The organism is Pseudomonas sp. MF09150, assembly GCF_059862355.1.
In genome coordinates this window covers 1,068,415-1,090,732 of the sequence record NZ_JCBCUS010000001.1, presented here as the reverse complement: position 1 = coordinate 1,090,732, position 22,318 = coordinate 1,068,415, and the positions used below count along the sequence as shown (strand labels likewise).

General features: G+C 65.0%; 28 protein-coding genes and 1 pseudogene. 12 read left to right on the top strand and 17 right to left on the bottom strand.

The annotated features are described in order from the left end of the window. Window positions 1-16: 16 nt before the first annotated feature. Both AC19YX_RS04530 and AC19YX_RS04525 read right to left on the bottom strand, forming a co-directional pair. Window positions 17-985 carry a FecR domain-containing protein gene (locus tag AC19YX_RS04530; protein ID WP_201130495.1) on the bottom strand — a complete coding sequence of 323 codons (969 nt, stop codon included), beginning with the start codon at window positions 983-985 and terminating at the stop codon, window positions 17-19. Further along, window positions 972-1,487, bottom strand: a complete 516-nt coding sequence (locus AC19YX_RS04525; RefSeq protein WP_078472610.1) for a sigma-70 family RNA polymerase sigma factor — start codon at window positions 1,485-1,487, stop codon at window positions 972-974. The genes AC19YX_RS04530 and AC19YX_RS04525 overlap by 14 nt, the downstream gene beginning before the upstream one ends. A 224-nt stretch (window positions 1,488-1,711) precedes the next feature. Between AC19YX_RS04525 and AC19YX_RS04520 the strand changes: the two genes are divergently transcribed. Together AC19YX_RS04520 and AC19YX_RS04515 are read left to right on the top strand one after the other, a co-directional pair. Beyond that, window positions 1,712-2,035 carry a hypothetical protein gene (locus AC19YX_RS04520; protein ID WP_500605754.1) on the top strand — a complete coding sequence of 108 codons (324 nt, stop codon included), beginning with the start codon at window positions 1,712-1,714 and terminating at the stop codon, window positions 2,033-2,035. A gap of 37 nt (window positions 2,036-2,072) precedes the next feature. After that, window positions 2,073-3,008, top strand: a complete 936-nt coding sequence (locus tag AC19YX_RS04515) for a hypothetical protein (protein ID WP_078472608.1) — start codon at window positions 2,073-2,075, stop codon at window positions 3,006-3,008. 138 nt (window positions 3,009-3,146) lie between these two features. Here AC19YX_RS04515 and AC19YX_RS04510 read toward each other — a convergent pair whose 3' ends face one another. The 4 genes from AC19YX_RS04510 to AC19YX_RS04495 all read right to left on the bottom strand — a co-directional run bounded on the left by AC19YX_RS04510 (window position 3,147) and on the right by AC19YX_RS04495 (window position 4,766). After that, window positions 3,147-3,440, bottom strand: coding sequence for a hypothetical protein (locus AC19YX_RS04510; RefSeq protein WP_020298197.1), 294 nt, complete (start codon window positions 3,438-3,440; stop codon window positions 3,147-3,149). A 93-nt stretch (window positions 3,441-3,533) separates the two neighbouring features. Continuing rightward, window positions 3,534-3,740 carry a helix-turn-helix transcriptional regulator gene (locus AC19YX_RS04505; RefSeq protein WP_078472607.1) on the bottom strand — a complete coding sequence of 69 codons (207 nt, stop codon included), beginning with the start codon at window positions 3,738-3,740 and terminating at the stop codon, window positions 3,534-3,536. Continuing rightward, window positions 3,737-4,111 (bottom strand): hypothetical protein, encoded by a 375-nt coding sequence (locus tag AC19YX_RS04500; protein ID WP_078472606.1) that lies wholly within the window; start codon window positions 4,109-4,111, stop codon window positions 3,737-3,739. Before AC19YX_RS04500 ends, AC19YX_RS04505 begins: the two co-directional genes overlap by 4 nt. Window positions 4,112-4,343: 232 nt before the next feature. Continuing rightward, a complete protein-coding gene (locus AC19YX_RS04495) occupies window positions 4,344-4,766 on the bottom strand; it encodes a YybH family protein (RefSeq protein ID WP_500605753.1) in 423 nt (140 codons plus the stop codon). Here AC19YX_RS04495 and AC19YX_RS04490 point away from each other — a divergent pair. The 3 genes and pseudogenes from AC19YX_RS04490 (at window position 4,765) to AC19YX_RS04480 (ending at window position 6,714) form a co-directional block, all read left to right on the top strand. Continuing rightward, window positions 4,765-5,034: a hypothetical protein gene (locus tag AC19YX_RS04490; RefSeq protein WP_500605752.1), complete on the top strand. Its 270-nt coding sequence runs from the start codon at window positions 4,765-4,767 to the stop codon at window positions 5,032-5,034. The two genes, AC19YX_RS04495 and AC19YX_RS04490, sit on opposite strands and share 2 nt — an antisense overlap. 34 nt (window positions 5,035-5,068) lie before the next feature. Then, window positions 5,069-6,292 (top strand): MFS transporter, encoded by a 1,224-nt coding sequence (locus AC19YX_RS04485; protein WP_500605751.1) that lies wholly within the window; start codon window positions 5,069-5,071, stop codon window positions 6,290-6,292. 7 nt (window positions 6,293-6,299) lie between these two features. Then, a pseudogene (locus AC19YX_RS04480) lies at window positions 6,300-6,714 on the top strand (NUDIX hydrolase). Between the two features lie 23 nt (window positions 6,715-6,737). On the opposite strand, the gene AC19YX_RS04475 reads toward AC19YX_RS04480, so the two are convergent. From AC19YX_RS04475 to argC, 4 genes are all read right to left on the bottom strand, one after another. Beyond that, window positions 6,738-7,139: a hypothetical protein gene (locus AC19YX_RS04475; RefSeq protein ID WP_078472602.1), complete on the bottom strand. Its 402-nt coding sequence runs from the start codon at window positions 7,137-7,139 to the stop codon at window positions 6,738-6,740. 34 nt (window positions 7,140-7,173) lie between these two features. After that, window positions 7,174-7,470 (bottom strand): cyclic-phosphate processing receiver domain-containing protein, encoded by a 297-nt coding sequence (locus AC19YX_RS04470; RefSeq protein WP_078472601.1) that lies wholly within the window; start codon window positions 7,468-7,470, stop codon window positions 7,174-7,176. A gap of 383 nt (window positions 7,471-7,853) precedes the next feature. Further along, window positions 7,854-8,285 carry a hypothetical protein gene (locus tag AC19YX_RS04465; RefSeq protein ID WP_078472600.1) on the bottom strand — a complete coding sequence of 144 codons (432 nt, stop codon included), beginning with the start codon at window positions 8,283-8,285 and terminating at the stop codon, window positions 7,854-7,856. 120 nt (window positions 8,286-8,405) lie between these two features. Further along, the gene (gene argC / locus AC19YX_RS04460) at window positions 8,406-9,335 is read right to left on the bottom strand and encodes an N-acetyl-gamma-glutamyl-phosphate reductase (RefSeq protein ID WP_500605750.1); all 930 of its coding nucleotides are present in this window, start codon (window positions 9,333-9,335) and stop codon (window positions 8,406-8,408) included. A gap of 112 nt (window positions 9,336-9,447) precedes the next feature. On the opposite strand from argC, the gene AC19YX_RS04455 reads away from it, so the two are divergent. After that, the gene (locus tag AC19YX_RS04455; RefSeq protein ID WP_421547209.1) at window positions 9,448-10,332 is read left to right on the top strand and encodes a LysR family transcriptional regulator; all 885 of its coding nucleotides are present in this window, start codon (window positions 9,448-9,450) and stop codon (window positions 10,330-10,332) included. A 6-nt stretch (window positions 10,333-10,338) separates the two neighbouring features. On the opposite strand, the gene AC19YX_RS04450 is transcribed toward AC19YX_RS04455, so the two are convergent. Further along, window positions 10,339-11,043, bottom strand: coding sequence for a hypothetical protein (locus AC19YX_RS04450; protein ID WP_500605749.1), 705 nt, complete (start codon window positions 11,041-11,043; stop codon window positions 10,339-10,341). A gap of 169 nt (window positions 11,044-11,212) precedes the next feature. On the opposite strand from AC19YX_RS04450, the gene AC19YX_RS04445 reads away from it, so the two are divergent. Then, the gene (locus tag AC19YX_RS04445; RefSeq protein WP_421547208.1) at window positions 11,213-11,842 is read left to right on the top strand and encodes a DMP19 family protein; all 630 of its coding nucleotides are present in this window, start codon (window positions 11,213-11,215) and stop codon (window positions 11,840-11,842) included. On the opposite strand, the gene AC19YX_RS04440 is transcribed toward AC19YX_RS04445, so the two are convergent. Together AC19YX_RS04440 and AC19YX_RS04435 are read right to left on the bottom strand one after the other, a co-directional pair. Continuing rightward, complete coding sequence (locus AC19YX_RS04440; protein ID WP_500605748.1) at window positions 11,830-12,789, bottom strand: 2-hydroxyacid dehydrogenase; 960 nt, start codon at window positions 12,787-12,789, stop codon at window positions 11,830-11,832. The two genes, AC19YX_RS04445 and AC19YX_RS04440, sit on opposite strands and share 13 nt — an antisense overlap. Before the next feature lie 52 nt (window positions 12,790-12,841). After that, complete coding sequence (locus tag AC19YX_RS04435; RefSeq protein WP_078472594.1) at window positions 12,842-13,504, bottom strand: glutathione binding-like protein; 663 nt, start codon at window positions 13,502-13,504, stop codon at window positions 12,842-12,844. Window positions 13,505-13,600: 96 nt separating this feature from the next. Here AC19YX_RS04435 and AC19YX_RS04430 point away from each other — a divergent pair, with 96 nt between their 5' ends. Further along, window positions 13,601-14,449, top strand: coding sequence for a LysR family transcriptional regulator (locus tag AC19YX_RS04430; protein ID WP_500605747.1), 849 nt, complete (start codon window positions 13,601-13,603; stop codon window positions 14,447-14,449). Between the two features lie 103 nt (window positions 14,450-14,552). Continuing rightward, window positions 14,553-14,891 (top strand): DUF5713 family protein, encoded by a 339-nt coding sequence (locus AC19YX_RS04425; RefSeq protein ID WP_078472592.1) that lies wholly within the window; start codon window positions 14,553-14,555, stop codon window positions 14,889-14,891. 18 nt (window positions 14,892-14,909) lie between these two features. On the opposite strand, the gene AC19YX_RS04420 is transcribed toward AC19YX_RS04425, so the two are convergent. Next, entirely contained in the window at window positions 14,910-15,404 is a 495-nt protein-coding gene (locus AC19YX_RS04420; RefSeq protein ID WP_078472591.1) for a PaaI family thioesterase, read from the bottom strand. A 347-nt stretch (window positions 15,405-15,751) separates the two neighbouring features. On the opposite strand from AC19YX_RS04420, the gene AC19YX_RS04415 reads away from it, so the two are divergent. From AC19YX_RS04415 to AC19YX_RS04405, 3 genes are all read left to right on the top strand, one after another. Then, window positions 15,752-17,230: a hypothetical protein gene (locus AC19YX_RS04415; RefSeq protein WP_500605746.1), complete on the top strand. Its 1,479-nt coding sequence runs from the start codon at window positions 15,752-15,754 to the stop codon at window positions 17,228-17,230. Window positions 17,231-17,267: 37 nt separating this feature from the next. After that, window positions 17,268-17,564, top strand: a complete 297-nt coding sequence (locus tag AC19YX_RS04410; RefSeq protein ID WP_078472589.1) for a hypothetical protein — start codon at window positions 17,268-17,270, stop codon at window positions 17,562-17,564. Between the two features lie 308 nt (window positions 17,565-17,872). Then, on the top strand, window positions 17,873-18,214 hold the full coding sequence (locus AC19YX_RS04405; RefSeq protein ID WP_500605745.1) for a GNAT family N-acetyltransferase: 342 nt from the start codon (window positions 17,873-17,875) through the stop codon (window positions 18,212-18,214). A 15-nt stretch (window positions 18,215-18,229) separates the two neighbouring features. On the opposite strand, the gene AC19YX_RS04400 is transcribed toward AC19YX_RS04405, so the two are convergent. From AC19YX_RS04400 to AC19YX_RS04390, 3 genes are all read right to left on the bottom strand, one after another. Further along, a complete protein-coding gene (locus AC19YX_RS04400) occupies window positions 18,230-20,671 on the bottom strand; it encodes a TonB-dependent siderophore receptor (RefSeq protein WP_500605744.1) in 2,442 nt (813 codons plus the stop codon). A gap of 104 nt (window positions 20,672-20,775) precedes the next feature. Further along, a complete protein-coding gene (locus AC19YX_RS04395; protein WP_421547203.1) occupies window positions 20,776-21,738 on the bottom strand; it encodes a FecR family protein in 963 nt (320 codons plus the stop codon). Next, window positions 21,731-22,264 (bottom strand): RNA polymerase sigma factor, encoded by a 534-nt coding sequence (locus AC19YX_RS04390; protein WP_078472585.1) that lies wholly within the window; start codon window positions 22,262-22,264, stop codon window positions 21,731-21,733. Before AC19YX_RS04390 ends, AC19YX_RS04395 begins: the two co-directional genes overlap by 8 nt. Window positions 22,265-22,318: the final 54 nt, after the last annotated feature.

The following is a 22,318-nucleotide window of genomic DNA, read 5'->3' as shown; positions in this document are numbered from 1 at the left end:
TTATCTGTGAAAAATTTCAACTCGCTGAAACACTGACCCAATAGCGGGTGCGGTAGTCGACCCGGACCGGCAGGGTTTTCGCGATCAGGGCGAGGATCTGGTCGGTGTCGGCCAGTTGATAGGTGCCGGACACCTTCACCCTGGCGACCTCTTCGGCGCAGCGCAGCAAGCCCGGGCGATAACGCGAGAGTTCGGCGATGAACTCGCCCAGTGGCATCTGCTGCACGCTCAGCACGCCTTCGCTCCAGCCCCAGGGATCGCCATGGGTGATCGCCGGCCGCACCTGGCCGCTGGCGCTGAGCAGCAACTGTTCGCCGGGGGCGGCTATGCGTAGGGCGCGGCCGCTGGCGGCATACAGCATCACATCGCCGCGACGCACGGCGAGTACCGTGTCTTCGCCCCGTTGGCGCACCAGCAGGTGGGCGTTCAGGGCCTGGAGCATGCCGTCGCGGGTGATCACCCGCAACGGACGCGGATCCTTGCCGGTGTCGATCGCCACTTCGCCCTGGACCAGGCTCAGGTTGCGCAACTGTTTGTCAAAGCGCAGGTCGATGGCGCTGGCGGTGTTGAGCTGGATTTTTGCACCGTCGGCGGTGTGGTAGGTGCGGCGCTCGCCGGTGGCGGTGTGACGGTCGGCCAGCAACGAGGGCAGCCCGAGCTGTTCGCGTCCGACCCAGCCCAGGCTGCCGACGGCGCACAGCACGCCCAGCAGCTTGAGGCTGTGTCGGCGGCTGGTGTGGTGGCTGGTGTGGTGGCGCTGGGTGCCTTCCAGGGTACGCCGGCTGAGGTCGCGGGGCAGGCCGCTGAACTCATCGCACATGGCCTCGACCTGGGTCCAGGCCAGGGCGTTATGCGGGTGCTGCTGCAACCAGTGCTGGAACCCTTGTTCGGTTTCGGCGCTGGGTGGGTTGTAGCGCCGTTGCACCAGCCATTCGATGGCCTGTTCGACGTGGGCCTGGCCCGGGGTGATTTCAGGACTGTGCATAGCGCCACCGGTAGCAGGTTGCCATGGCCTTGGCCAGGTCGCGCTCGACGGTGGCGCGGGAGATGCCCAGGTGCTCGGCGATGGTCTTGCAGCTCATGTCATCGAGTTGGGCATGCAAGAACACCTGGCGCACCCGTGGCTTGAGCAGCATCAGCAGTTGATCGAGACGCTCCAGGGTGTCGAGGATCACCCAGCGCTGTTCTTCCGACGGCGCTTCGCTGGGCGGCATCAGCGCCAGGCTTTCGAGGTAGGCCTGCTCCAGGGCACGGCGCCGGTACTGATCGATCATCAGCCCGCGAGCGATGCTGCTCAGGTACGCCCGGGGCTCCTTGAGCGGGTGCGCATGGCTCGCCTTGAGCAGGCGCACAAAGGTGTCCTGGGCCAGGTCCGCGGCATTGGCATGGCAGCCGACGCGACGGCGCAACCAGGTCGTGAGCCAGGAATGGTGGGAGCGATAGAGCAGGTCCACTTCAGAGGAATTCAGGGTGTCTCTCGTGTGCATCGTGGATCGGGTCCTGCCCCAGGGGGTTGTTATTGAAAATCGTTCTCATCTTATGCGTTCGCTGCCCGATAACGCAATTAGCAATCGTTCGCTATTTCGCTGTTTGGCTGACCATTGGTCGACTTCGCGGGCGCGGGCCAGAGGCTCGCAGAGCGGCTGCTTTCTGCTAATGTCGCCGCCAGTTATTCTCCGCCCACCCGCGCCGACCCAAGGACGACCCCTCGATGGCCTACGAAATTCATATCCTCAGAACCGCCGACGCGGGCGAGATCAGTCTGCAAGAGTGGCACGCGCTATGTGCCGCCGACCCCTCGCTGGAGCTGCAGGAGCAACTGGTCGGAATCAACCCGCGCACCGGTGAAACCATCGTTCTCGGTGAGACCGATGCGGCGTCCTGGCGGTCTCCGGTGAGCGGTGATGAGTACCTGCTCGACTATCGCCGCGGGCGCATTTCGTTTGTGCATGACGATGAACTGATCATCAAGGCCAAGGACATTGCCCGCGCCCTCGGTGCCCGGGTCGAGGGCGACGAAGGCGAAGCGTACTGAGGCGAAGGCCGTCACCGATCACACAGGAGCCCTGAAAATGTCAGCTCAGCTTGCGACTCGTGGTTATCAGCAACTTCTGCAATTGCAGCAGCGAATCCATCAATTCACGGTGGCTGCCGCCGAAGAACTGGAGGCCGATTTTGCCCGCCACGACACACCGCTTTACGTCGGCACCCTGCAATACCTGGCCCTGGCCCCGCTGCACGGAGGGCTGCACGTCGAGTTTTATGGCGAGGTGTATGACGAGCCCCTGTTCTGGACGCTGGAGTGCCTGAGCCGACAAGAGGTGGCGGATACCCTGGTGTCCCTGACCTTCACCGGCCCCGACTCGGGCGCCAATGGCACCCGTGAATGGGAATTCACGTCCTTGCTCAACAGCGATGTGCGCTTTCCCGCGTTGCGCTCCCTGGTCATCAGCCCGACCGAGCCGCAGCACCATAACGCGTCACTGATCCAGCGCGCCGGCAGCATCATGGAGGAGGGCGGCGAAGTCGCGCGCTTTTGCGCCAAGGCGCCGAACCTGACCCAGCTGGTGCTGCCCAACTCGCCCAACCGCGATTTTTTCCAGGTGCCGTTGCCGCAGTTGGCGACGTTGCGGATCGGCGGTAATTTCGACACCCAGCAATTCATCGACAACCTGGCAGCCTCAAGCAATCTGCCCAATCTGCGGTTGCTCGACTTCACCGAATCCACCGAACTGCAAAGTACCTGGGCCGACGTGCGCGAGGATGGCCTGGTGACCCGCTTTTCGTCCTATCAGGCATTATTTGCCAGCCCGGTCTGCGACGTGCTGCGAGTCCTGGTGCTGCGCAACAGTTGCTTGAGCCTGGAGCAGTTGCAGGCCCTCAACGCCTTGCGGCCGAATCTGCAATTCCAGGTGGTACAGGCGACCCATGGTGGCTATGTCAGCCATTTCGCCCGGGATGTCTTCCCTTGGCGGCACCTGGTGCAGGCGGATCCGGGGCAACGCTGAGGATCAAGCCTACGGCAGCGGCTACAGAAGACCCGTAGCCGCTGCCGAGCCCGTGACGCTGCGCAGTCCCTTGCAACCGCTCACTATCCTGCGATGGATCGTGGTGCCTATTCCGGACGGCGCAACCGTTGATGGCGTTCAATCGAACTGGGTAAAAAACTCGCCGGAGATCAGGTCCTGCAAAAACTGCTTTTGATCGGCCGTCACCAGGCTGCGTGGGGAATAGCCGTGTTCGTCGGGGGGCGCGAGCAGGCGTGCCTGGGTTTCTTCGGCGACTTGCGCCAGCGCGGCTTTTTCCGCGTCGGACATGATCGCGAAGTAGTCGGGCATGGACTCCTGCAGGCGGATGGCGAAGTCCGGGTCGAGGTAGTCGTCGTCGGTAAACATCAGGTGCCAGATGTAATCGAAAGCCAGGTTGGCGAGGGTTTTCATGGGGTGTGGCGTCCTTGCAGGGGCGAGGTGCGCTCAACAAAGGTTGAGCGCGTTGATCCTGTAGCGGTGGGCAGTTTAGGCCCGCGGGCAAAATCAATCCTGACTCTGAAAGCCATCATCGAAAATAGTTTCGATCGGCAACTGAAATACCCGCGCAATCTGGAACGCCAATGGCAGGCTCGGATCGTAGCGGCCGTTTTCGATGGAGTTGATGGTTTGCCGCGAGACATCCAGCAGTTCGGCCAGGTCGGCCTGTGACCACTTGCGCTCGGCGCGCAGTTCCTTGAGTTGGTTTTTCATTGATAGCGATGGCTGGCGAGGCGCAGGCCTACCATCCACATCACACCCATTACCGGCCACACCCACAGCCAGGAGATGTGCGGGAAACCGACATTTTCCAGAAACCCATAGCTGAAGGTCAGCAGTGCGGAGGCGGCAAAGGCGAAGCCCAGGGCTTCGAACTGGATCCGCAGGTGCATTTCGTCCAGGCGCCGCAACTGGCGCACGATCGCCCAGCACATCAGCCCGGCCGGCACCACCGGGGTCAGGGTGATGATGATGCGCAGCGCCATGCTGAAGTCCTCGGGGCGCCGCAGCAGGATCAGCGAACTGACCAATGCCAGCGCATAGAGGCCCAGGGAGGCGGCCATTTCGTAGTAGTAGCGTTTCATCCGTGTACTCCTGTATGTAAAACGTCCTTTACATGATTATGCAGTTTTGTGCGGATGTAAAGCTCGCTTTACATGGGCGATTCAGGAGCGAGATGCTCTCGAGGCGGGCAGCCCGCCGGGGCGGTGGCTGCAATCGTTTAAGGGGAGCATCAGGTCGGCCGCACGCTGCGACTGACTGAGTTACCGATACAGCTACGTGGACAGCCCGCGCAGCTGTATCGACAATCCTCAGTCAGAGAGCGTCGCTTGGGCTGCTTTCTCCGCCCAGCAGGTCGGTGCCGTAGGAGTTGTCGACCACGCACAGCCACCGGCCCGCGATGTGGCGGAACACATAGGTGGCGCGCCGGGTGATTTCGCTGCTGGCCCCTGCCGGGTAGGTGGTGTGCAGCAGGGTTTCCATGATCACCAGCGCCACGTCGCCGCCTTCTATCACCTGCATCTGGCCCTGGGTCACGTGGATGCTGTGGTTGAAGTGCTCGGCGATGGCGACAAACGCCCGGCGGATAGCTTCTTTGCCGGTGACGTTGAGGCCGGGCTTGACCACCAGGGTGGCGTCGTCGGCGTAGAAGTCCATCAGGGCGTCGAAGTCTTCGGCGTTGATCGCCCGGTCGGCGGCTTCGATGGTTTGCTGCAACAGGTGCTGGGTGCTGCTCATGCTTGCTCTCCTGGGGTGGACGCCGGGCCAGGCAGGAATGAAAAACCCGCCTGGGGAGGCGGGTCTGGTGCTGATTAAAGCGCTATCCCACCGACTGGTCAGCGGTGGTAATAATCAGGCGGTATACAGCTGGGCGTTGAAAATTCATGGCCGAAACTTGGCAGACACGGCAGCAGAGATCAACCACCCGCGCGCTTTATTTCTCCGCGCGCAGGCCCAGCAAAGACCATCGGTCGATCTAGGCGAGGGTCGATATTTACTGATTTAATGCCGCAGCCCTTTCAATACAGCGCTTCCCCGCCATGAATAATTCCCAAGCCCAGGTCGCTGCCGGCGAGCCGCCCTCCACGGATGCAGCGGTGCGCCGCCGCTCATTGTTCGCCGGCTGCGGTGCCCACGCGGTGCACGATGGTCTCACTGATCTGATCTATGTCCTGCTACCGATCTGGCAGGCGCAATTCGGCCTGAGCTTCGCCCAGGTCGGGCTGTTGCGCGGTGCCTACTCGGGGATGATGGCCGGCTTTCAGTTGCTGGCCAGTCGCGCGGCGCGACGTTGGGGCCGTGAGCGGATGCTGGTGGGCGGCACGGCCCTGGCCGGTCTGGCCTATCTGCTGGCGGGGCAGGCCGGGGGCTTGAGCGTGTTGTTCCTGGCCTTGCTGCTGGGCGGGCTGGGGGCGAGTACCCAGCACCCCCTGGCGTCGTCGCTGATCACCGATACTCATGAAGCGGGCGGTGGAGTCAAGGAAGCGTTGTCGCAATACAACTTCGCCGGCGACATCGGCAAGACCCTGATCCCGGGACTGGTCGGCCTGTTGCTGACGGTGCTCAGCTGGCGCGCGAGCGTCACGCTGATGGGCCTGCTGGGCCTGGCTGCCGCCGGCCTGTTGTGGTGGCTGATTCCGTCCCGGGCGGCCACGTCCTCCATGGCGGCCAAGGTGCCGAAGGCGGTCGTCGGCCAGGGCTCGGCCAGCGGGCTGCGGGCGCTGATTCTCACCGGCACCCTGGACAGTGCGGTGCGCATGGGTTTCCTGACCTTCCTGCCATTTTTGCTGCAAGCCAAGGGCGCCGGCACCGCGGGCATCGGGCTGGCGCTGACCCTGCTGTTTGTCGGCGGTGCCTTCGGCAAGTTGCTGTGCGGTTACCTGGGGGCGCGCATCGGCATGATGAAAACCGTGTGGCTCACCGAGTTCAGCACCGCGCTGTTGATCGTGCTCGCGGTGTACCTGCCGCTGTTTGGCCTGATGCTGATGCTGCCGTTGCTCGGGCTGGCGCTCAATGGCACCTCGTCGGTGCTGTACGGCGCGGTGCCGGACCTGGCGGGCGCCGGCAAGCGCGAGCAGGCGTTCGCGATTTTCTACACCGGCACCATCGGCGGCGGGGCGCTGGCACCGGTGCTGTTTGGCAGGCTGGGCGACCTGACCGGTGTGCCGGATGCGGTGATGCTGCTGGCGGCGACCTTGCTGCTGACGCTGCCGCTGTCGTGGTTCGTGCAGCGCGGTCTGGATCGGGATGGGGCGCGGGCTTGAGGTGTGCATGTCACGAATAGATAAAGCCTGCCCCGTGGTGCTGCGGCATGCCGCGGCGTTGCAGGTCCTGGCCTTTGCCCACCCCCTGGCGGGCTTGCAGCTGGTCAAGGGCAGCCTCGAACCGGGCGAAGCCAGTGCTGTCGCGGCGGTCCGGGAGCTGGCCGAGGAGGCGGGGATAAAGGGCGAAGTGATCGCTGACCTGGGACTCTGGGTTGCCCCCCCAGACCGGCCAGCGCTGGGCGTTCCATCAGTGTCGGGTTGCACCTGACCTGCCTGACACCTGGATGCACTTTGCCGCAGACGACGGTGGCCATGAATTCAGATTCTTTTGGCATCCCCTGGCCAGTGAGCCGTCTGCGCAGTGGCATCCCTTGTTCCAGGGCGCCTTGGCCTTTCTGCGTCAGCGCCTGGGGCCCATCTAGGCTCGCAGGCGCCCGCCTGCTATTTAGCTCGCGTCCGGCGGGTGATAGGAGGCGAACCGTTGCCGGTGCTGGACGGTTAGCGCGCAGGCGCCGGAGTGCGCCTGGGTGCCTGGCGACTGCCAGCTGCGGCGTTCGCCGCTGTAGGTGTGGATCACTTCGGCGCTGTCCCAGAACAGCTGTTGCAGCAGGCTTTCGAACTCAACCAGCCAGTCATCCTCGAAACGCCAGGCGTCCTTGTAATAGGCGGCGAAATGCAGCAGATGGCCGTAGTAGCACTGGCCTCGTGCGTTCGGCGTCAGGGCGAAGAGCGGCCTGGTCAGCCGTGCGCCGGATACCGGCAAACGGTCGAGCACCGCCTGGTTATGGGCTTGAGCGTCTTCCGCGCGGCTGAAGCAATGGATGAACCCATACAGGATGCTGCTCATGAGCGGTAGCGCATTGGGGAAACCTCGCGGGCCTTCAGTTCTGTTTGGCCAGGCGCAGAATCGAGCCGACGCCGGCCCGCATTTTTTCCACGGCTGAGGCGTTGGCGGAATGCACGTGAATCAGCGGTGGGCAAAAACCGTCGAGGGCCACAGCTTCCTCGATCCACAGGATCACGTCGTAGCCGGTGCCCCGCTCATCATCCCCCAGGTCATGGTCGAGGCTGATCTCGGTCACGCCGCCGGCCTTGAGCAGCGCGATGACTTCGTCCGGCCAGTAGGTCCGCACCCAGCCCTCGGGGGTCTGGCGCTCATCGTCGAGGTAGATTTTCATCGGTGGCTGATCGCTCCCTGGCTGATCGACGGCGCTTGTCTGCGGCCTGATCCGTATTTTTCAATCTGATCCGTATTTTTGCGGGCTATCTGCGTCTGTAATCAGTACAGCCATCGCCGCACACTAGCGCGAACTTTCGCGGCCTCGCAGCCGCCGTCACCCGCACTGATAATTTAGGATGCCCAATGTTCAAGATGGCGATGTTCCTCGGTGGATTTCTGGCTTTAACCATCCTGATCGGGATGCTGGCGACCATTTCTCCGGTCTAGGCCGTGCGCGGGTTGCAGCCCTGACTGCGCTGGCAGCAGGCGCTGCATCGGCCTTTTTTGCCTCAGCTTTGCGCCTCGCGGCGCAGAGTCACGGCGCCGCCCATGCCAAGCGGATCAGGCGGCGGCCTGGGCCTGCAACTGCAGGCTGCCATCCACGTCCTTGACCAGGCCACTGGCCACGAACAAGGGCTTGAGGCGCTTGTGCAGCTCGGGTTGGACAAATTCCTTGACCGTGTCCAGGGCCAGTTCGCCGCTGACTTCCAGCTCGGCCTTGGTGTAGGACAACCAGGCCTTCTTCAGGGCCTGCAACACGTCGCTGCCGGCGGTGGAGGCGAAGCGGCGGTTGGCCTGCTGCCCGTCGAAGTTGAAGCTGTGCGCGTGCTCGTAACCGGTTTCGTCGCCGGCGCTGGCCAGGCAGCGGCTGCAGGTGCAAGGGCCGTTGCCGAACGCTGTACGCAGATAGGTGTTGAAGTCCACCACCGGCTTGAGTGCCAGGCGTTTATCGACTTCGAACAGATCCCCGGTCATTTTTTCGTCATTACTCAACGTCCATTTCCTCACAGTCATGCGGCTGATTTTTACAGCGCGGCACAATAGCAGCCGGATCGATGACGCGGGTATTTTTTGCCCGTCCGGCGTGCGCCGACAAGCGCACGCCGGAGCCGATCAAAGGGCGCCCAGCATCAAGTCCAGGTTCTGCACTGCCGCGCCAGCCGCGCCCTTGCCCAGGTTGTCGAACACCGCCGCCAGCACCACCTGGCCGCTCTGTTCGTCGCCGCAGACCATCAGCCGCACATCGTCGGTGCCGTTCAGCGCCTGGGGATCGAGGTGGGTCAAGGCCTGCGCCTCGGCAGCGGGCAGTACCTGCACGTGGCGTGTCTCGGCGTAGTAGGTATCCAGGCAGGCCTGCAAGTGCCGGGCGTCGACCCCCGGTGCCAGCAACCGCAGTTGCAGAGGGATGGTCAGCACAATGCCCTGGCGAAACGCACCGTAGGCCGGCACGAACAGTGGCCGCTGGCTGAGGCCGCTGTGTTGCTCGATCTCCGGCACGTGCTTGTGGGTCAGTTGCACGCCATAGACCTGGAACGGCGTGGCCTGGGCCGCGTTCGGTCCTTCATAGGCCTCGACGCCGGCCCGGCCCTGGCCGGAATAACCCGACACCGCATTGATCGTGACCGGGTAATCCCGGGGCAGCAGCCCGGCCTCGATCAGCGGACGCAGCAGGGCAATGGCGCCAGTGGGGTAGCAGCCGGGGTTGCTGACCCGCCGCGAGCGGGCAATGCGCTGCGCCTGTTGCGGGTGCATTTCGGCGAACCCGTAGGTCCAGTCCGGATGCGTGCGGTGGGCCGAGCTGGCATCGATCACGCGCACCGCCGGGTTTGCAATCGAGGCCACGGCGTCGCGCGCGGCGGCGTCGGGCAGGCACAGCAGGGCGATGTCGCAGGCGTTGATCGCCTCGGCGCGGTGCTGCGGGTCCTTGCGGTGCTCAGGCGCCAGGGTCACCAGCTGCAGATCGCTGCGCGAGTGCAGGCGTTGCTGGATCTGCAAACCGGTGGTGCCTTGGTCGCCGTCGATAAATACCAGTGGAGTGCTCATGGGGTTCTCGGACAGTGGAGAGGAGAGGCGCCTATGGTCAGTCAGCGGGTAAGATAGGAAAAGTTGAATTTAATAACGATAAGATTCAGTTTTTCTGAATGAGGAGCAGGTCATGCGTGAGATCAGCCTCGACCGGCTGCGCACCCTGGTGGCGATTGCCGACCTGGGTTCCTTTGCCGAAGCGGCGCGGGTGCTGAACCTGGCACCGCCCACTGTCAGCCTGCATATCGCCGACCTTGAGGCGCGGCTGGGGGGCAAGCTGCTGTCGCGCACCCGGGGGCAGGTCCAGCCGTCGGTGATCGGCGCCACCCTGGTGGAGCGCGCGCGCCGGCTGCTGGCCGATGCCGAGCAGGCGTTACAGGAAGTGGAGCGGCAGATCCAGGGCCTCAGTGGCCGGGTACGCCTGGGGGCCTCCACCGGGGCCATCGCCCAGTTGCTGCCCCAGGCCCTGGAAACCCTGAGCCAGTGTCACCCGGATATCGACGTGCAGGTGCGGGTCCTGACCTCCCAGGAAAGCTTGCAGGAACTGGCCGCGGGCTCATTGGAAATCGGCCTGGTGGCGCTGCCGCAGACCGCGGTCAAAGGCTTGCTGATCGAGCCCTGGCGCCGCGACCCGGTCATGGCCTTTTTGCCGGCGCGCTGGGAATTGCCGGCCGTGGTCACCCCCGAATGGCTGTGCACCCAGCCGTTGATTCTGAATGACCACAGCACCCGCCTGGCGCGCCTGACCGCGGATTGGTTCGCCAGCAGCGCGGCCCAGCCCACGCCGCGGATCCAGCTCAACTACAACGATGCGATCAAGAGCCTGGTGGCGGCCGGCTACGGCGCCACGTTGTTGCCCCACGAGGCCAGCACGCCGCTGCCGGACACCCGGATTGCCATGCGGCCCTTGCAGCCCTTGCTCTGGCGGCAACTGGGAATCGCCCACCGCGACCAGGACATCGAGCGCTCGACCCAGCACGTGCTGCACGTCTTGCGCGGCCTGAGTGCCGGGTAGGGCGCCTCAGCGGTAGTAGTACTTGGCGGGGTAGGTGTAGGTGCGCCCCTGATCGGCGCACCACTGGGGGAAGCTGCCGCTCGGCGCCTTGGAGTAGGCGATCCAGTCGGCGATCAGGTCCTGGTACGCCAGCAGTTCGGTGTGCAGGTGCTGCAAGCGCTCGGGCTCGGTGGCGCCGGTTATCAGGGCCTGGGCGCGGGCCAGCTCATCCAGCGCGTACTGGACCTCGCCGATGAAATGGCTTTCATCGAGGTGGTGGGTGGCATGGTCGGCGCTGGACAAGTGATGGTCGATCAGGCGCATGCGCACCGGGGTATCGGCCGGATTCAGGGCCAGGGCCCTGAGCAGCAGTTCATGCTCATTGCGCTGCAAACCGAGCCAGCGCAACGGCACCTGGGCGTTGGGTTGCTCGTCGACCCAGGCCTGGAGCGTGGGCAGCAGGAACCGGCTCATCAGCGGCTGGTTCAGGAGATGATGCGCCTCGTGGGTCCGGGCGTTGGCTTCGAAAATGTCCACGGCCAGAGCACGCCGAGTGGCGGTGTCGAACGACGATGCGCTCGCGAGGAACTGTTCCAGCGCGCTGAACGCTTCACGCCGCAGGCCTTTTTCGCGCATGCGGCAATACTGCGCCAGCGCTTGCAGTCCGGGCTGGGCCTCAAAGTGCGCCGCCAGCGTCAGCAGCCCTTCGAAGTTCGGTTGGTTCCAATACATTGCAGTCTCCAGACACAGGGCCGGCCCGTGTGCGATTCTCCTTCGGCGCGCCGCCATGGCCGCCTGGTGCGCGCCTATCCGAGAGGCGCCTGCCCCTTGGGGCCGCGCTATAGTACCCGCGCTCACCCCCCTCACCACAGCCCCTTCAATGCCCGTCAGGATTTGCCTTATGCCCCACAACCCCATCACCCGCATCACCTTCGACGACACCATGCTCTGCGTGGGCTGGGCCGATGGCCTGGAATTGCGCCAGCACCTGACCCGTTTCGACCGCTTGCGAGAAGCCAGCGCCGCACAGCGCGCCGATTTTCAGATTATTGACGAGGGCACTTCGGTGGTTTGGCCGCGCCTGGCTACCGACGGCGTGACCATCGATGGCATCGACTGGATCTGGGAGCACCTGTGCAACCAGGCCCTGGGGCGTTTGCATGCCCTGGAGTGGCACCTGGACCAGGTGAGTGCCAAGGATCAGGCGATCGTCGCCCTCTGGCGCCTGGAGGCCGATGGCTACAACGGCGGTTTTCTGCAGTTTTTCTGCAACTGGGGCGACCAGACCTACGACCTGGCCGTGGCGGCCTTGCAGGCCATTGGCGCCGAGCGCACCCGGGAGCTGGTGAGCCGCCAGCGGCAACTGATCGATCACCTCGATGGCCATCCGCAACTCAAGGAACTGTGGGACATTCCGGGGCTGCTCAGCGATGACGAGCACGAGTTGATCAGCGTCGAACTGGACGCGAAGCTGTGGGACGTCGCCATGGAAATCCCGGCCCTGGCGGTGCGGCATTTCTACCCGGGCTGAACCTGCTCCGGCACCGGCGTCAGCAACGGCCGACCGGCAAAAAACGCCTCCAGGTTGTCGATCACCAAATGCAGGGTGGCGCTGACCGCCTCGGGCGAGCGCCCGGCGATGTGCGGGGTCAGGATCAGGTTATCCAGGCCCAGCAGCGAGCTCGGTACTTCGGGTTCGCCTTCGACCACATCCAGGGCCGCGCCGGCAATCTGCCGCTGCCGCAGGGCCTGGGCCAGGGCGCTGCTGTCGACCACGCTGCCCCGGGCGATGTTGACCAGGTAACCCTCCGGCCCCAGGGCCTGCAGCACTGCCGCATCCACCAGGTGCAAGGTCCCGGCACCGCCGGGGGTGGCGACGATCAGGAAGTCGGCCCAGGCCGCCAGCGCCTGCGGCGTCGGGAAGTACTGCAAGGTTGAATCCGGCCGTGGATGCCGGCTGTGATAGGCCACTGCCATGGCGAACCCGCCGGCGCCGCGCCGGGCAATCTGCTGGCCGATATTGCCCAGGCCGAGGATCCCCAGGTTCTTGCGCGACAGCAGCGGCCGCGGCTGGCGCGATTGGCTCCACAGGCCGTGGCGCACCGCCGCGTCGGCCTGGACAATGCCGCGCACCAGGGCCATCAGCAGCGCGATGGCATGGTCGGCCACCGACTCATCGTTGGTCCCCGGGCCGTGACTGACCTGGATCCCGCGTGCGCGGGCGGCGGGCAGATCGATCTGTTCATAACCGGCGCCCTGGGCACAGATGATGCCCAGGTTCGGCAGTGCCTCGATTTCCGCCGCGGCAAGCCCGGTGGAGCCGTTGGTCAATACGCCCCGGACCTTCGGCCCCAGGGTCCTGATGGCCTGGGCCCGCTCCCGGGCAGTGAGCGCCAGGTGCAGGGTGAAGCCCGCCGCCTCGAGGCGGGCAAGGCTGGTTGGCGCCAATTCAATCAGAACCAGAAGGTCTCGGGTCATGGCGGTGCGCTCTGGGTCGGGGGAGGGGGGACGGCCTATTTACCCTAGACGATCAGACGCACGTGTCACCCGCCACGTGCAAAGAATGAGGCGGCCCCTCGACGGCGACGGTCTGCTGCACCGAGCTCCTGGCGGCCACCCGGGCGGCGAAGGCCTGGAGGTGGGCCCAGGGCGCCAGATCCAGGCCGATGCGCCGGGCCCAGGTCAGCATCACGAACAGGTAGGCGTCCGGCGCGGTGAAGGCATCGCCCATCAGGAACTGCCGGCCCTGCAGATGCCGGTCGACATAGGCCAGGCGCGGCGCCACATGGACCCGCGTCTGGGCCTGGCCCTCGGCGGTCCTGGACAGGAAGTTGGCGGCGACCCCGTTGTGGCGCTCGGGGGTGATGAAGTTTTTGTGCAGGTCGGTGGCGATAAAGCTGAGCCATTCCAGTTCGTGATAACGTCGCCGCTCGCCGGCGGCTGCCAGCAGGTTTTTCTCGGGGGCCTGGTCGGCGATCCAGGTCAGGATGGCCAGGCACTCCGTCAGCCGGTCGCCGTCGTCCAGGGTCAGTGCGGGCACGCAGGATTTCGGATTGATCAGGTGGTAGTCGCCCTGGGCCCAGGTCTTGCTGGCCAGGTCGACCCGCTCGGCGCGAAACGGCACGCCGGCTTCATGCAGCAGAATATGCGCGGCCATGGAACTGGCGCCGGCGGCATAGAATAAATTCAGCATCGTGGTGCTCCTCAAGTCATCAGAGCCGCATCTTCTCAAACCTCTGGATCCGGTGAATCCCGTGAAAACGCAGACCAAGCGTGCGCAAATGCAGCCATGTTGAACTGGCAGGATCTTCAGTATTTTCTGGCGGTGGCCGAACACGGCTCGCTGTCCGCGGCGGCGCAGGCGCTGGGGGTTGATCACACCACCGTCAGCCGGCGGGTGGCGAGCCTTGAGGCCGGTACCGGGCTCAAGTTGATCGACCGCTTGCCGCGCAGCACGCGGCTCACCGAACAGGGGCTGGCCCTAGTGCGGGCGGCGGCGCCGATGGCCGTTATCGCCAACGATGTGCAGCGGCATGTGCGCGGCCAGGGCTCGGGCATTTGCGGCACGGTGGTGATCAGCGCGCTGCCACTCCTGGCGTCCCTGGTGATCGCCCCCAGCCTGGCGCGCTTGCGTTGCAGCCACCCGCAATTGCAGGTGGTGCTCAGTGCGACCCCGGCCCTGGCGTCCCTTGAACGGGGCGAGGCCGACCTGTCGCTGGGCCTGGTGCGGCCCGAGGCGCAAGGCCGTGTCGTGCGCAAGGTGGGCCAGTTGCCATTGGCCCTTTATGGGCATGTGGGCCATGCCGGCACCGCGCCCGAGGACTGGGTGTTTATCGGTTTCGAGCGCAGCCTGGAGCACATTGCCCAGCAGCGCTGGCTACTGGACGTCGCGGGCGCGCGGCCCTTTGTGCTGCGCAGCAACGATGTGCAGACCCAATACCAGGCGGTGAAATCCGGGCTCGGCCTGGGGCTGTTGCCCTGCCTGCTGGGCGATGCTGACGAGCAACTGGTCCGGCTCCAGGTCGATGCCGCGCCGCTGACGCGCACGTTGTGGCTGTCGGTGCACGCCGACATCCGCAAAACACCGGCGGTGCGGGTGGTGATGGATCATCTGATCGCCACGTTCGGGCAGTTGTGAGGGCGTTACGGCGCTTATTTTCTTGGCAGGACGGAGCCGGGCGTTTAACGTGCGCCGGCACCCTTTGACCGTACTGTTTCAACTCCAGGGAGAGGCGCCCGCCATGAGCATCAGCAACCCGGCACTGCAGCACTATCCGTTCCTGGCCGAGATGGCCGGGGACTCGTACTACCCGCCGCATCTGGTCGCCAAGGGCCAGCAACTGCTGGCGGCCCTGTGCGCCAGCATCGAAGCCCAGGCCCCGAAGGACCTGGACGCCTTGTACGCCCTCACTCACGCCACCACCGAGCAGTTCAACAGCCTCGCCGAAGCGTTCGACGAGCAAGGCAGTGAGATCGAAACCGTCGCCCGTGAGTGCATCGGCGCCGACGTCGCGGCGATTGCCACGGCCTACGGTTTCGATGCCGACATTGAAGAGCTGATCAGCCCGCGCGACTGGTGAGCCGGCACTGACCGCGCCTCACTCCTCCCGGCCATGGGCGTTTGCCGCCAACTGGCTGGTATCGACCCGCACGAACACCGAGTCGCCGATGGCCGTCAGCACGTCGCCGGCGTAGACCTCGCAGATCACCCGGCTCTTGCGCCCGACCGGGCCGTCGACCCGGGCGCGCAAGGTCAGGGCGACGCCCATCGGCGTCGGCTTGATGAACTTGATGCCCAGGTTGCCGGTGACGCAGTCGATGCGCGGCAGGCTGCCGGGCTCACGGTTTTGCGCACGGTAGTGGTAAGCCATGGCGGTCCAGTTCGAATGGCAGTCCACCAGCATCGCAATCAGCCCGCCATACACCAGGTCGGGCCAGCCGCAATATTTGGCTTCGGGGGTATGTTCGGCCAGCACGTGCACCCCGTCCTCGTGCCAGTGGCTCTTGATGTGCAGCCCGTGGGGGTTGCTGCTGCCGCAGCCGTAGCAGACGCCTTCAGGCGCGGCGCTGTCTTGCAGGGGGAGATCGTCCATGGATGCACCTTGTTGTTTTTGGAAAGGGTTGCCTCGGCCTTGAGCCGGGGCCGGCGAGTCGCGCGTTCGCGCTGAGCGCCCTTGAGTCGGGGATGATAATTGTTCGATTGGCCTGGCGCTGCCCATGCCTGCAAATAATCAGCGCGGCGGACAGGCGGCCCGCCAGCCTACCGGCTGATTGCGCCACGAATCCGCGCGGGGAATCGGCGAGCAGGTCGCAATTTCGCTGAAGACAGATCGCGTCCGTGGCGCTTGGGGCATATCATCCGATGCGCCGTGAATATTGACCGGCCCTGACTCGACCGAGACCCCACCCTCGGCATCCCCCCCCTGGATACGGACGCCCCATGCCTCGATCAAAACTGTTGGTCACCCTGTCTGTCGTGCTGATCGGCGCCGCGGCGCTGTGGTACGTGTGGATGCTCGTCAGCGCCAGGCTTGAGCTGGGCGGCGCCAGCCCCGACCGGCAAACCCTGGGCCGCGTGCAGGACCCCCAGCAGCGCGCCATGACCCAGTACTGCACCGGCGTGGTCGCCACGCCCCAGGGCACCTGGCTGGTGGGGCGGGTTGAGGCGCGCTCCAACCTGTTGCCGGCTGCACCCGAGGCGCTCGACCTGGATGCGCTGGTCTACGGCAAGGTCGGCGAGCCCCAGGAAGAGGAGGGCTCGGGGGCTTTTGCGAGTTTGATGCAGCCCCGCGAAAAGGAGGTTTCCTTTATCTCCCGGCTCGACGCCAACGGGCAGTTTCAGCGAATTGCCCAGGTCGGCGAGGTGGCGTGCCTGGTGGCCAGCCCGGACGGCAGCAGTGTGTTTCTGCTGACCGGCCTGAAACGGCCGCAGACCGCTGGCCGCGACGATGCAATCAGCCAGACCGTGGTCCTGCGCAGCGACGATCAGGGCAAAAGCTGGACCTGGCTGCGCCAGGGGCTGTTTCCCCAGGTCGAATCACTGGCTGAGAACCTCAGGCCGTATTTCCATGGCCCGGATGAGATCTGGGCCCTGGGCACCCCCAGCGGCCTGGACAACGAAGATGGCACCGACCGCCCCGGTGCCATTGCCACCGGGCTGTTCTACTCGGCCGATCGCGGGGCCAGCAGCACGCCCATCGTCGCCGCCGAGTCGCTGCTGGTGCCCGCCGAGTACGCCCACGGTACGCGGCCCGAAGTGCGGGAATGGCACAGCGGCGACCCCTATGGCGAGATCCGCAACCATGTCGTGCAGCTCGATGCCCAGCGCGCGGTGCTCTGGGTTTCCCAACGTTTCTGGGGCAGCCACCCGGACGGCGTCAGCGACCACATCGCGGCCACTGTCACCACCCGCGCCCAGTTGCAACGCAGCGGCGGGCACTGGCAGGTGACGTCGCTGCAGCGCGAAGACGGCCTGTACGTCGACGCCCTGGAAGACAACGGCGCCGGCCGGATCGTCGGCGTGATCGACCAGGGGACCGGGAGCCGCGATCGGGTGGCCGAGCTGGACACCACCACCTTTGCCTGGCGCGTGCTGAGCGAGCTGCCCAGTGTGTTTGCGCCCCTGGCCTCGGACAGTCACCTGCGGGGCGGCAACTTCTGGGTCGGACGCAACAGCCTGGTGGTCAACACCTGGAGCGAACACCGGCCGCCGCGCTGGCTTTACGGGTGGTCGGACGCCAGCATTTCCGCCAGCGCGACCTTCTACTCCAAGGATTGGGGTCAGTCCTGGCAGCGTTTGGCCATCGACGGCTATCTGGGCACCCTGGGTTTCCAGGGGGCCGAGGACCGGGTGATCTGGGCCAAGGGCAACTGGTACAACAGCAACGACCTCGGGGTCTATTCCTACGGTTTACAGTGAGGGCGAGGCGGTGTTGCCAGGCGTCGGACAAGGCGGGATGACCCGCGATTACGGCCAGCGTACCTGCGATCGCTGCGGCCAGCAGATCACCGCTTACTGCCCTTCGGTGCAGACGTTTTCCGCCATCGGCGCTTTTCTGGACCAGGGCCGGGACGCGGTGCTGGCCAAGATTATCGAATGGGAAGGGGTGGATTTGCCGACCCTGACCCAGTACTACGACCATCGCATGCAGCCCACCTGCCGGGTCAAAGTCGCCTTCTGCGCATTTTGCGCCGGGCCGTTGCGAACCTGGCGCGCCCGGCAATGCATGCATTGCCTGCGCGACTGGCACTGAGCGGGCCGGGCGCCGGATACCGACGGGCCTGGCTGTTTGTGCAACGCCGGGGTCGGCCAATGCAGCCTGAAGTTGCTAGTCCTTCCCCCATCGATCTGGTGCACAAGGAGCCCAGAGCCTAATGCCGATCAGTTAAGCGCTAGAGCGAACGAAACATAACCTGTGGCGAGGGAGCTTGCTCCCGTGGGGCCGGCCGGGGCTCCGGGGCGTAGCAGTCCCATTTTTGGGGCCGCTGCGCGGCCCAGCGGGAGCAAGCTCCCTCGCCACAATGACGGTGCCCGCCCTTAACTGACTGGCATTAGCCCACAGTGCCTGTTTTTGAAACCCCGAGATTGATCGTCCGCTCGCTGTCGCACCATGACCTGCCGGCATTGACCGCGATTCTGAGTGACCCGCAGGTGGTGCAGTATTCGATCCGTGGCGTGTGCGATGAGCAGGCCACGGCGCAGTTAATCGATTGGTGCCTGGGGTGTTATGCGAGCCATGGCATGGGCCCATGGGCCCTGGAAGACAAGGCAAGCGCCGAGCTGGTGGGATTTTGCGGAGTGGCCCCGGAAACCGTGGCCGGTTTCAGCGAGTTCGAGGCGCTGGAGTTCCACGCCCGGCCGGTGCGGTTGTACCGTTTGCAGCGGCAGGCGTGGAGTCGCTGAGGGCGAGCCGGGCCTTCAGAAGTCCCAGCGGGTGCTGAGCATGAAATTGCGCGGTTCGCCGTAGGCGGCGGAGTTATAGAAGCCGATGTTGGTGTAGTACGACTTGTCGAAGATGTTGTTGACGTTGAGGGTCGCCGAGAGGTTTTTGCTGATTTGGTAGCGGGTCATCAGGTCCACCAGCCAGTAGGCGTCCTGGGACACATCTTCGTACTTGCCCAGTGGCGCGTTGTAGATCGGCTGCCAGCCCACGCTCTGCCAGCGCACGCCACCGCCCACGGTCAAGCCGTCCAGGCGGCCGCGCAATTTGTAGCTGGTGTAGAGGCTGACCTGGTCTTCAGGTTCGAAGGTGGAAATCTTGGCGTCGTTCTCGTCGCGCACGACCTTGTGGGTGTAGCCGGCCTGGACCTGCCAGTTCGGGGTCAGTTCGCCGGAAAGCTCCAGCTCATAGCCCTTGGTCGTGGCCTTGGTGCCCTTGAACGCGTAGTTGGTCGGCTGGGGCCGCAGGTTGTTGTAGTCGTCGTCGGGCATCGCGCGGTTGGTTTCGTGGATCTCGAAATAGGCCAGGCTGGTGTTGAGGCGGCCTTCGAAATACTCGCCCTTGAGGCCCAGTTCGTAGTTCTGCCCTTCGTCGGGCTCGAGGATCTTGTCGTCGCGGTCTTTGTTCCAGCTTTCCTGGGGCATGAAGATGTCGGTGTAGCTGGCATACAGCGAATAGGTGTCGTTGAGGTCATAGACCGCACCGACGTAAGGCACGAAGCGCCCCGACTCGCGGTAGGACGGGGTCAGGCCGGTCAGGTGGTAATTGACCACGCGCCCGCCCAGCAGCAGTTTCAGGTCGTCGCTGAGGTTGAGCCGGGTGCTCATGTAGGCCCCGGTCTGGCGCACCACTTCGTCGATGCGGTATTGCAGCGGGCCCCAGTCCGGCTCCGCGAGTTTGCCGTTCCAGTGGTTGAAATCCACCACGTTGCCGTTTTGGTAGGTGACGTCCCAGTAGCTCTTGCCGGTCCAGTGCGAGGTGCCGATGGAGCCGCCGAGCACCAGCTCGTGTTCGCGCCCGAACAGGGTGAACGGGCCGCTGACATACAGGTCGCCGGAGTCGCTGGTGGTTTCGCCGATGTATTTGCCCGGGGTGATCTTGGCCGTGCCGTCGGCATTGGGCAGGTCGCCCTGGATCGAGCCGAGCACCGCGTGGTAGCCGTTGATCTTGTGGTCCAGTTGCAGCTTGGTGATCCAGCCATCGCCCAGGTCGTGCTCCAGGGTGGCGAAGGCGGTGCGAGTGTATTGCTCCCAGCGGCTCCAGTCGGTGGCGTTGTTGAACGAGCGCGAGACTTCGTTGTGGCCGCCGCTGGAGTTGATCAGCGGGAAGCTGCCGGACCAGCTGGAACCCTTGGGGTTGGTGTCCTGGTAGTCGCCGCCGACGGTCAGCAGGGTGTCGGGCGAGAGGTCGAATTCAAGGATGCCGTAGTACACCGAGCTGTTGCGCGAGTAGTGGTCCATGAACGAGTTCTTGTCCTGATAGGCCGCCACGGCGCGTCCGCGGACATTGCCGGTTTCGGTCAGGGGGCCGCCCAGGTCCAGCTCGCTGCGGTAGTTGTCCCAGGAGCCCATGCCCAGGGTGGCGTGGCCCTGGAAGTCGGCACTGGGCTTCTTGCGCACCAGGTTGATGGTGGCGCCCAGGGAGCCGGCGCCGCTGAGCAGGCCGGTGGCGCCCTTGAGCACCTCGACCCGGTCGTAGATCGCCATGTCGCTCAGGGTGTTGCCCGCCGAGTAGGCCACGTTGCGCACGGTGGAAGGAATCCCGTCGTACTGGAAATTGTTGATCGAGAAACCGCGGGCGTAGTAGTTGGTGCGGTCGCTGTCGAAGGCTGAGACGGTGATGCCCGGGGTGTGGCGCATCACGTCGTCGACGTTGTTGAGGCCGAAGTCGTCCATGTGCTGACGGGTGATCACGGTGATCGACTGCGGGGTTTGCCGAGGCGTGAGCACCAGCCGGGTGGCGGTGGCGATGGTGCCGGGGGTGTAGGAGCCGCTGCCCTCGGTGACGGTGCCCAGCTGGTTGCTGACGATGTTGGTGGCGCCCAGTTCCAGGCTGCCGCTGCCTTCGGGCAGGGGGGTCAGCAGCACCGCATTCGGGCCATTGCGCTCAAAGCCCAGGCGGCTGCCGGCCAGCAGTTCTTGCAGGGCCTGCTGGGTGCTCATGCGGCCATTGACCCCCGGCGACTCGATGCCCTGGGCCATGCCTGACGCATAGGCAATCTGCAGCCCGCTCTGCTCGCTCAACTGGTCGAGGGCATTGGCCAGCGGCTGGCGGGCAATGGCGAAGGCATGGGTGCTGAGCACCTGATCGTCCGAGGTGGCGGTCGCCGGCTCGACGGCCGCAGCCTGGGCGCAGGCCAGGCAGATGGCCAGGGCCAAAGTGGAGGTGGCGTAGCTGGGCTTGAGTGTTGGGAAGTGCATGCGGACACCGTGCTAATAAGAATTATTTGCAAAAGCAAACTCCTTGACGGGTTGGCATCACCAAAGCCGTAAAACTTTTTTCAGGAATTTCACGACCGGCTTTTTCAGCGGATCACCAGGATTCCACCCGGCAGGCGGGTGAGTTGAGCCGAGGCCACCTTGCTCAAGGCCTGGGCGACCGCCAGCGGGTCGTCCAGCTGGTAATTGCCGCTGACCCGGCTCTGGGCTACGCGGTCGTCGAGCACCAGGATCGGCGCCGGGTAATAGTGCCGCAGCTCCCCCAGCACCTCGGCCAGGGGCCGGTCCTGGAAGGACAGGCGGCCATTGACCCAGGCCATCTGCCGTTCGCCGCCCTCAAGGTTCAAGGCTTGCAGCTGCCCGTCCCTGAGTTGCTGCCAGTTGCCGGCCTGCAACAGCGCCTGCTGGCCGCCGTGATTGGCAAAGCGCACCCGGCCTTCACGTACCGCCACCGTCACCCCTTGTTCACGACGACTGACGCTGAACTGGGTGCCGACCACGGTCACTGTGGATTCGCCGGCCTCGATGGTCAGCGGGCGCGTGGTGTCGTGGAAGGCTTCGACGTACAACTCGCCGCGCAACAGGCGGATGTGGCGCTGTCTGTCGTTGATCTCGGTGCTGATGGCGCTGTCGCCCCCGAGCACGACATGGGAGCCGTCGGCCAGCTCCAGGCGCTGCACCTGGGCCACGGCGGTCAGGTGATCGGCTTGCAGGCGCAGGGGCACATCGGCCATCCAGCCGGCGCCCAGCATCAACACCAGCGTCGCTGCGCTGGCCAGCCAACGGCGGTGGTGGCGCACCCGGGGGCGGGCCGGAGGCAGTTCCAGGTCGAGGGCCAGGTGTTGCAGGGCCTGCTCGAACGCGCTGGCATTCCACAGGGCTTGCAGCTCGGCATAGGCCGCGGCATGTTGCGGGTCGGCTGCGTGCCACTGTTCGAAGCGTTGACGCAGCAGCGGGTTGTGGGCCATGGCCTCGCGTTGGCTGAACCAGTGGCTGGCCTGTGCTCGCAGCGCTGCGCTGGGCGGGGCATGGGGGCGCTGTTCAGTCATGGGGGCTCTGCAGGTCGGTGGCTTTGAGGCAGGCCTCAAGGGCGTGGCGCAGGTCTTTTTCCACGGTGCTCAGGGAAACCTGCAGGCGCTGGGCAATCTCGCTTTGCGCCAGGCCCTGGAGTTTATGCAAAACGAGGATTTGTTGCTGGCGTTTGGGCAGGGTCCCGAGCACCTGCTGGAAACGCTGTAATTGCTGCTGGCCCTGGGCGTGGCTTTCCGGGCCCGGAGCCGTGGTGGGAACTTCGGCAACCCGATCTTCATCGCTGTAGGAGCATTCGAAGCGGCGCTTGCTGCGCTGGTTGCGCAGGTGGTCGAACGCCAGGTACTGGGCGGTCTGATACAGAAACGGCCGCAGGTGTTCGATGGGCCGGGTGCCCAGGGCCTTGGCCACCTTGAGGTAGGTTTCCTGGGCCAGGTCCTCGGCCAGGCTGGCGCAGCCGACCACCCGCGACAGCATGCGAATCAACGCCCCGCGCTGATCGATAAACAGCACGCTGAGTTCTTGCTGATTGTCCCCGGTGTCCATGACCCTCTGCCCCCATGACCTGATGCGTCATCTGCATGACCGGCGGTATTCTAA

Bases quoted from the DNA above. Each gene is read 5' to 3' on its own strand.
- AC19YX_RS04495 (WP_500605753.1), bottom strand. From the start codon at position 4,766: ATGAGCAGCACCCAGCACCTGTTGCAGCAAACCATCGAAGCCGCCGAC.
- AC19YX_RS04445 (WP_421547208.1), top strand. From the start codon at position 11,213: ATGCCCCACAACCCCATCACCCGCATCACCTTCGACGACACCATGCTC.
- AC19YX_RS04530 (WP_201130495.1), bottom strand. From the start codon at position 985: ATGCACAGTCCTGAAATCACCCCGGGCCAGGCCCACGTCGAACAGGCC.
- AC19YX_RS04425 (WP_078472592.1), top strand. From the start codon at position 14,553: ATGAGCATCAGCAACCCGGCACTGCAGCACTATCCGTTCCTGGCCGAG.
- AC19YX_RS04500 (WP_078472606.1), bottom strand. From the start codon at position 4,111: ATGAAACGCTACTACTACGAAATGGCCGCCTCCCTGGGCCTCTATGCG.
- AC19YX_RS04455 (WP_421547209.1), top strand. From the start codon at position 9,448: ATGCGTGAGATCAGCCTCGACCGGCTGCGCACCCTGGTGGCGATTGCC.
- AC19YX_RS04450 (WP_500605749.1), bottom strand. From the start codon at position 11,043: ATGTATTGGAACCAACCGAACTTCGAAGGGCTGCTGACGCTGGCGGCG.
- AC19YX_RS04440 (WP_500605748.1), bottom strand. From the start codon at position 12,789: ATGACCCGAGACCTTCTGGTTCTGATTGAATTGGCGCCAACCAGCCTT.
- AC19YX_RS04395 (WP_421547203.1), bottom strand. From the start codon at position 21,738: ATGACTGAACAGCGCCCCCATGCCCCGCCCAGCGCAGCGCTGCGAGCA.
- AC19YX_RS04510 (WP_020298197.1), bottom strand. From the start codon at position 3,440: ATGAAAACCCTCGCCAACCTGGCTTTCGATTACATCTGGCACCTGATG.
- AC19YX_RS04430 (WP_500605747.1), top strand. From the start codon at position 13,601: ATGTTGAACTGGCAGGATCTTCAGTATTTTCTGGCGGTGGCCGAACAC.
- AC19YX_RS04485 (WP_500605751.1), top strand. From the start codon at position 5,069: ATGAATAATTCCCAAGCCCAGGTCGCTGCCGGCGAGCCGCCCTCCACG.
- AC19YX_RS04420 (WP_078472591.1), bottom strand. From the start codon at position 15,404: ATGGACGATCTCCCCCTGCAAGACAGCGCCGCGCCTGAAGGCGTCTGC.
- AC19YX_RS04515 (WP_078472608.1), top strand. From the start codon at position 2,073: ATGTCAGCTCAGCTTGCGACTCGTGGTTATCAGCAACTTCTGCAATTG.
- AC19YX_RS04475 (WP_078472602.1), bottom strand. From the start codon at position 7,139: ATGAGCAGCATCCTGTATGGGTTCATCCATTGCTTCAGCCGCGCGGAA.
- AC19YX_RS04520 (WP_500605754.1), top strand. From the start codon at position 1,712: ATGGCCTACGAAATTCATATCCTCAGAACCGCCGACGCGGGCGAGATC.
- argC (WP_500605750.1), bottom strand. From the start codon at position 9,335: ATGAGCACTCCACTGGTATTTATCGACGGCGACCAAGGCACCACCGGT.
- AC19YX_RS04410 (WP_078472589.1), top strand. From the start codon at position 17,268: ATGACCCGCGATTACGGCCAGCGTACCTGCGATCGCTGCGGCCAGCAG.
- AC19YX_RS04400 (WP_500605744.1), bottom strand. From the start codon at position 20,671: ATGCACTTCCCAACACTCAAGCCCAGCTACGCCACCTCCACTTTGGCC.
- AC19YX_RS04470 (WP_078472601.1), bottom strand. From the start codon at position 7,470: ATGAAAATCTACCTCGACGATGAGCGCCAGACCCCCGAGGGCTGGGTG.
- AC19YX_RS04415 (WP_500605746.1), top strand. From the start codon at position 15,752: ATGCCTCGATCAAAACTGTTGGTCACCCTGTCTGTCGTGCTGATCGGC.
- AC19YX_RS04390 (WP_078472585.1), bottom strand. From the start codon at position 22,264: ATGGACACCGGGGACAATCAGCAAGAACTCAGCGTGCTGTTTATCGAT.
- AC19YX_RS04525 (WP_078472610.1), bottom strand. From the start codon at position 1,487: ATGCACACGAGAGACACCCTGAATTCCTCTGAAGTGGACCTGCTCTAT.
- AC19YX_RS04505 (WP_078472607.1), bottom strand. From the start codon at position 3,740: ATGAAAAACCAACTCAAGGAACTGCGCGCCGAGCGCAAGTGGTCACAG.
- AC19YX_RS04435 (WP_078472594.1), bottom strand. From the start codon at position 13,504: ATGCTGAATTTATTCTATGCCGCCGGCGCCAGTTCCATGGCCGCGCAT.
- AC19YX_RS04490 (WP_500605752.1), top strand. From the start codon at position 4,765: ATGCTTGCTCTCCTGGGGTGGACGCCGGGCCAGGCAGGAATGAAAAAC.